This is a genomic window from Kosakonia oryziphila (genome assembly GCF_900094795.1).
Lineage (GTDB): Bacteria > Pseudomonadota > Gammaproteobacteria > Enterobacterales > Enterobacteriaceae > Kosakonia > Kosakonia oryziphila.
The window spans coordinates 1-5154 of record NZ_FMBC01000094.1; the positions used below are offsets into that span (position 1 = coordinate 1).

The window sequence follows — 5154 nt, forward strand, 5'->3', positions numbered from 1 at the left end:
GATAATCACCCGTGCTTTCGGGTTAATCGCCCCGGCAAGAGCGTTAAGAAACGCTTTCTGGATACAGGCGTTTTGTTGTTTTTTTGAGGGGACAATCCAGCTCAGTAATGGAATGGAGCGCCCATCACAAATCAGACTGGCACGAAGGACATGAAATTCCTGAGAGGGATAGCCGCTCCAGTCTACCGCGACGACGCACAAAGAGAATCTGTTCGTCAGCATTGAGATAATATTTTTAAAAATAAGAGGAATATCGCGATGCAGTGACGCGTTCCCCAGTAAGCGATCTACGCGTTTAATTTTATTTTTGACCTGAGCTGCGCCGGGTAAATAACGGCCAATACTGGTCAGTGTCAGAGAGGCGCCGTTGGTAAGAGCAACAGTAGCGTCCAGCAAGGCGTTTTGCCTGTATTTGTGAAAGGGGGCTAAAGCATTATGGAAGAATTTCTGACATACTCGATAAGCAGGCATAGAGGTGATCTCATTGAATTGGTTGCACAATCAGTAGATCACAAAATTCTATGCCTGTCTTTTTTTACCCGCCCATTACTGGGGATTCCTCAGCGCTTCGGCGGGGGTTTTTGCTTTCTGAGTCAATAAATTGTTGGTTTATCAGTAGTTACCGCCCTTATCTTTCCTCCGGCCCCGCTTCCCGGTGGTACAAAATGGGCATTATGATAAAGCCTACCAAAGACCGAAACGGCACCTACTACATCCGCAAAGCGGTTCCTCAGGAGTTACCCTGACCCCGAATATGATCCAGCCGTAATCAGGAATAACCGACTTCATGTTGGCTGCATATTCTGGCAACCGGCAGACTTCTCCGCGAATTCGGATGGCGTCATCCAGCCCAGTGCAGAATGGGGACGCCTCTGGTTATAGTGTATGCGCCAGGCGGAGTAAAGCTCCAGTCGTTCACACTACCTGACCGCATGAACAGGCGACCAAGGAAAGTCACGTGCCCTTCACTATGAAAGGTCACCTCCACGCACCCGGTCACGCCCTGGCCGTACAGAAATACCGGCACAAACTTTACGACCCGGTTGCCGTAACGCAGTACGACAGCGGAAATCTCAAAAGCCCCGCCCTCCGCCAGCAGATCCGTGCTGAATGTCAATTTCGCCACACTGGAACAGACCGCGCTGTTAAGTCGCCCGGAACTGAGGGAACAGGATTATCAGGTGCGCATCCATGCAGCTGAAACCCGTAAAACATTGCTGTGCATGTTGCCGGGACTGGAGATCAGTGCCAGGGGACATTACGACAGCAACGCCTTTATGGTGAACCAGAGTTGGGCGGATGTGGGCGTGAAGGTCACCTGGAACCTGTTTAATTTGCTGTCCGGACCGGCTGCTTATAAAACGGCAAAAGCCAATGAGAGCGTATCGGAAGTACAGCGCCAGTACAGGAGTTGAGCGATCTGGATGGTCAGATTGCCGGGCAATTGAGAAACCGCTACAAGGCAAACAGTATCGGCGAGTTGCAGCTGATTCAAGGGGAACTCACGCTAAATGCCAATCTTCGCCAAGATCTTGCCTATGCAGAACTGCGCAACACCTATGGATAAATACTCTCAACTGTTGGACTGGATTTGCTGCCTAAAACGCTACCCTCCGATCGTCTGACCGATATCAGCAAGGCGTTACGCCAGTCTGAAAGCAACTGGCAACAAGGCAATATCAGTGCCATGCAGCCGTTCTGAATCGCGGAATTTCCTGGCGTCTGGAAACCGACGCCAGCCTTAACACCAAGAAATCTAAGCAGAATTATTCGTCATCCAATGAACTGAGGACCTTGTTTGCTTATATCGGGAATAAATATTAACCGCAAGTAATCAGTCAAAATGGAAGCTGACATGTTTTTTTTGCTGACTTATACTGCTTGCAAGGTGATGGCGTTCCACCTTTCCCAACCGCCCCGTCCGGGGCTGATGACGCCTGATATGGCTCTTGATTTTCAGGAGGTATGTCAGGTCGTCGATAAATCCTTCCGGCCTGTGTACTTCCCCTTAACGGGGATACGTCTTTGATTAATGTTTTTGGTCATCTTAACCCTGACAGCGATGCTGTCTGCACCGCAGCCGTGACGGCGGGCTGGCTCAACCGATGTGGCCGTCCTGCCCGTGCCTGGAGGGCCGGTGAAGCGAACCCTGAGACACGCTATATTTTTGAAGCTGCCGGGCTCACTCTGCCGCCCCTGCTCAATATTCCACTGAAAGGTGAACAGGTATGGCTGGTCGATTTTACCGAACCGGTACAAGGGCCTGCTGACCTTCTTCAAAGTAATATCATCGGGATTATCGACCATCACCGGCTGGGCGGGTTGGTCACGCAACTGCCGCTGGAGGTCTGGATTAAACCGGCAGGCAGCAGCGCAACAGTACTCTGGCTGCTGATGGATGCAGAAATGCGCCGCACGATGCCCCCGACTCACGCCATCCTGCTTCTTGGCGCGCTGCTCAGCGACACAGTTAATCTGCGTTCACCCACTACGATAGAAGACGATATCCGTACAGCCACTGAACTCTGTGTCCTGTCAGGGGTAAAACGCAGGACGTTTACACATGGGCTCCTGGCTGCCAAAACCGACGTCACCGGACAGTCAGCAGAGCAGCTTCTGAATAAAGACCTTAAGGCCTTTTCACTCGCCGGCACGGATGTGCGTATCGCGCAACTGGAGGTCAGTTCACCTGACCAGGTCGCTCCCGTACTGGATGAACTGCAAAATACGATGGCGCAGATGGCAGTGACAACGGGAGCCGGATTTATCGTGCTGATGGTGACTGATATCCGGGAATGCTTTTCAACGCTGTATTTCGCCGGGCCGGAGAGTGGCAACATGACATCATGCTCCGTACCGGGCATGGTCAGCCGGAAGAAACAGCTTCTGCCCGGGCTGGAGCACTTCCTCAGTCAACGCTGGAGACAGCCATGAAAATCTACACACATGCACTTGTTCTTGTTCAGGGGAAAGAGGACGGCGTCCCCCTTCTCGCACTGGCGACAACGCTATCCCATCTGCTGCAAATGAAGATCACACTTGCTCATATCTGCAATGACTATCGGGAGATTAATTACGTATCAGACAGCCTGATGGATGATGCCGTATCAAAAGATGTTATTCAGGCAAAGGCGCTACTCAGTGAGCTAACGTCCTCTGTGGCTGAGCACGTTGACACACGTGAGTTGGTCACCATGCGGCGCTTTGAAGATGTCGATAAGTGCATTGCCGACCTGGGAGTTGACCTTGTTATCGCAGGCCATCGCAACCGCTTTTTGGGAGTACTGACATCCTGTTCGGCAGAATACATCAACCACCTGGACGTAGACGTTTTGATTAAACACATTCACGACTGAGCTACAGGAGAACTGTATGAATTTTCTACTTGAAAAAGTCACCGCCCGCGAAATTCTTGACTCCCGCGGTAATCCCACTGTTGAGGTGGACGCTTTTACTTCTGATGGACAGATGGCGCGTGCATCGGTACCGTCCGGTGCCAGTACCGGCTCAAGAGAGGCAACTGAGCGCCGTGATGGTGATACCGGGCGCTTCGGCGGGAAAGGGGTCCTTGGTGCCGTTAAGGCCGTGGAGACAGAAATCTGCGACACCGTCCGGGGAATAGATGTTCGCGAGCAGCGGCGACTGGATAATCTGATGCGGGAGCTGGACGGCACGGAGAACAAAAGCCGACTCGGCGCCAATGCTATTCTGGGTGTTTCTCTGGCAGTGGCCAGACTGGCTGCTCAGGCCACCCGCCAGCCGCTTTACCGCTATCTCGGCGGACTCAATGCCAGCCTTCTGCCGGTTCCGTGCATGAATATTATTAACGGTGGCGTTCATGCCCGTGGTCAGGGAGCCGATTTTCAGGAATTCATGATAGCGCCGCACGGTGCGTCAACGCTGACAGAGGCTGTCCGTCAGGGCAGTGAAGTCTATCAGGCCCTGCGCCAGATCCTTCTGTCCCGACACCTCTCCGCTGCGGTTGGTGATGAGGGGGGATTTGCTCCGGCCGTCTCCTCAAACCGGGAACCACTGGAATTCATTGTTCAGGCAATTGAGAAAGCGGGTTACCGGCCGGGGGAAGATATCAGTATCTGTATGGACCCGGCATCCAGTGAATTTTACAGTGACGGGAAATATCATCTTCGCACCGAAAGCAGCGCCCTGAGCTCTGAAGAGATGACGGATTATTATGGTGAACTGATGAACCAGTTCCCCATTATCCTGCTTGAAGATGGACTCGCCGAGGATGACTGGGCCGGCTGGAAATACCTGCATAATAAACTTAGTGGCCGCGCAGAACTGGTCGGTGACGACCTGTTTGTGACTAATGTGAAGTATATCCGCCGGGGAATAGAAGAAAACCTTGCCAGCGCGGCCCTCATCAAACTCAATCAGATTGGCACACTGAGCGAGACATTCGACGCGGTTTCACTGTGTCATGAAAACGGATGGGGGGCTTTTATTTCTCACCGCAGCGGTGAAACCATGGACACATTTATTGCCGACATGACGGTGGCGCTACGGGCCGGGCATCTGAAAACTGGCGCGCCCTGCCGCGGCGAACGTATAGAAAAATACAATCAGCTTATGCGCATTGAGCAGGAGTTGGGCTGTGAAGCCCGTTATGCAGGTATTAAGGCATTTGTTCGCCGTAGTTGAAAGAAATCATAACGGCATCCTAAGTGTGTATGCCGGCCAGGTCCGGCATACATCCTGGTTTAGTATTTATATTCACCTGAGGTGGGGAGTGTCGCATTGAGTCAGTTAGCAGCAATTATGATTGGCGGGGCCATGGGGTGTGTCATCCGCTGGTTTTTTGGGGTTAAGCTCAACAGTTTCTTTCCATCACTTCCACCCGGAACTCTGGTGGTTAATCTGCTTGGTGCTTTTATCATTGGTGCCGCAATGGCATATTTTATGCGCAACCCTCAGTTGGATCCTGTCTGGAAACTGCTGATCGTTACCGGTCTGTGTGGCGGGCTGACAACCTTTTCAACGTTCTCTGTAGAGGTCTTCACATTATTGCAGGTGGGGAATTACTTGTGGGCCCTCACTTCTGCGTATTCTGGCGAAGTTGAACGGTTATTCCGGGGGAACGTGAACGCGTTATTTCCTAACGCGCCCTAACTTCTTTTTATTACACCGACCGTT

General features: G+C 52.1%; 5 protein-coding genes, 3 pseudogenes and 1 riboswitch. Of the genes and pseudogenes, 5 read left to right on the top strand and 3 right to left on the bottom strand.

Features of this window, described 5'->3' with window-relative positions; genetic code table 11:
* From GA0061070_RS23905 to GA0061070_RS25725, 3 genes and pseudogenes are all read right to left on the bottom strand, one after another.
* Window positions 1–471: pseudogene (locus GA0061070_RS23905) on the bottom strand (IS4 family transposase); the annotation flags it as partial.
* A gap of 314 nt (window positions 472–785) precedes the next feature.
* Window positions 786–887, bottom strand: coding sequence for an integrase core domain-containing protein (locus GA0061070_RS26110; RefSeq protein WP_136750918.1), 102 nt, complete (start codon window positions 885–887; stop codon window positions 786–788).
* Window positions 842–1114: pseudogene (locus GA0061070_RS25725) on the bottom strand (hypothetical protein); the annotation flags it as partial. The gene GA0061070_RS26110 and the pseudogene GA0061070_RS25725, both read right to left, overlap by 46 nt.
* On the opposite strand from GA0061070_RS25725, the pseudogene GA0061070_RS25895 reads away from it, so the two are divergent.
* The 5 genes and pseudogenes from GA0061070_RS25895 to crcB form a co-directional block, all read left to right on the top strand.
* Window positions 1107–1702 (top strand): annotated as a pseudogene (locus tag GA0061070_RS25895) (TolC family protein); the annotation flags it as partial. The pseudogenes GA0061070_RS25725 and GA0061070_RS25895 sit on opposite strands and share 8 nt — an antisense overlap.
* Window positions 1703–1878: 176 nt before the next feature.
* Window positions 1879–1947: riboswitch (Fluoride riboswitch) on the top strand.
* 78 nt (window positions 1948–2025) lie between these two features.
* Window positions 2026–2934 carry a DHHA2 domain-containing protein gene (locus tag GA0061070_RS23925; protein ID WP_090138991.1) on the top strand — a complete coding sequence of 303 codons (909 nt, stop codon included), beginning with the start codon at window positions 2026–2028 and terminating at the stop codon, window positions 2932–2934.
* Complete coding sequence (locus tag GA0061070_RS23930) at window positions 2931–3356, top strand: adenine nucleotide alpha hydrolase family protein (protein ID WP_090138993.1); 426 nt, start codon at window positions 2931–2933, stop codon at window positions 3354–3356. Before GA0061070_RS23925 ends, GA0061070_RS23930 begins: the two co-directional genes overlap by 4 nt.
* A 16-nt stretch (window positions 3357–3372) precedes the next feature.
* The gene (eno, locus tag GA0061070_RS23935; RefSeq protein WP_090138995.1) at window positions 3373–4662 is read left to right on the top strand and encodes a phosphopyruvate hydratase; all 1290 of its coding nucleotides are present in this window, start codon (window positions 3373–3375) and stop codon (window positions 4660–4662) included.
* Window positions 4663–4758: 96 nt separating this feature from the next.
* A complete protein-coding gene (gene crcB, locus GA0061070_RS23940) occupies window positions 4759–5130 on the top strand; it encodes a fluoride efflux transporter CrcB (RefSeq protein ID WP_279616115.1) in 372 nt (123 codons plus the stop codon).
* Window positions 5131–5154: the final 24 nt, after the last annotated feature.

Coding starts and splice junctions, on each gene's coding strand:
- GA0061070_RS23930 (WP_090138993.1), top strand. CDS start 2,931: ATGAAAATCTACACACATGCACTTGTTCTTGTTCAGGGGAAAGAGGAC.
- eno (WP_090138995.1), top strand. CDS start 3,373: ATGAATTTTCTACTTGAAAAAGTCACCGCCCGCGAAATTCTTGACTCC.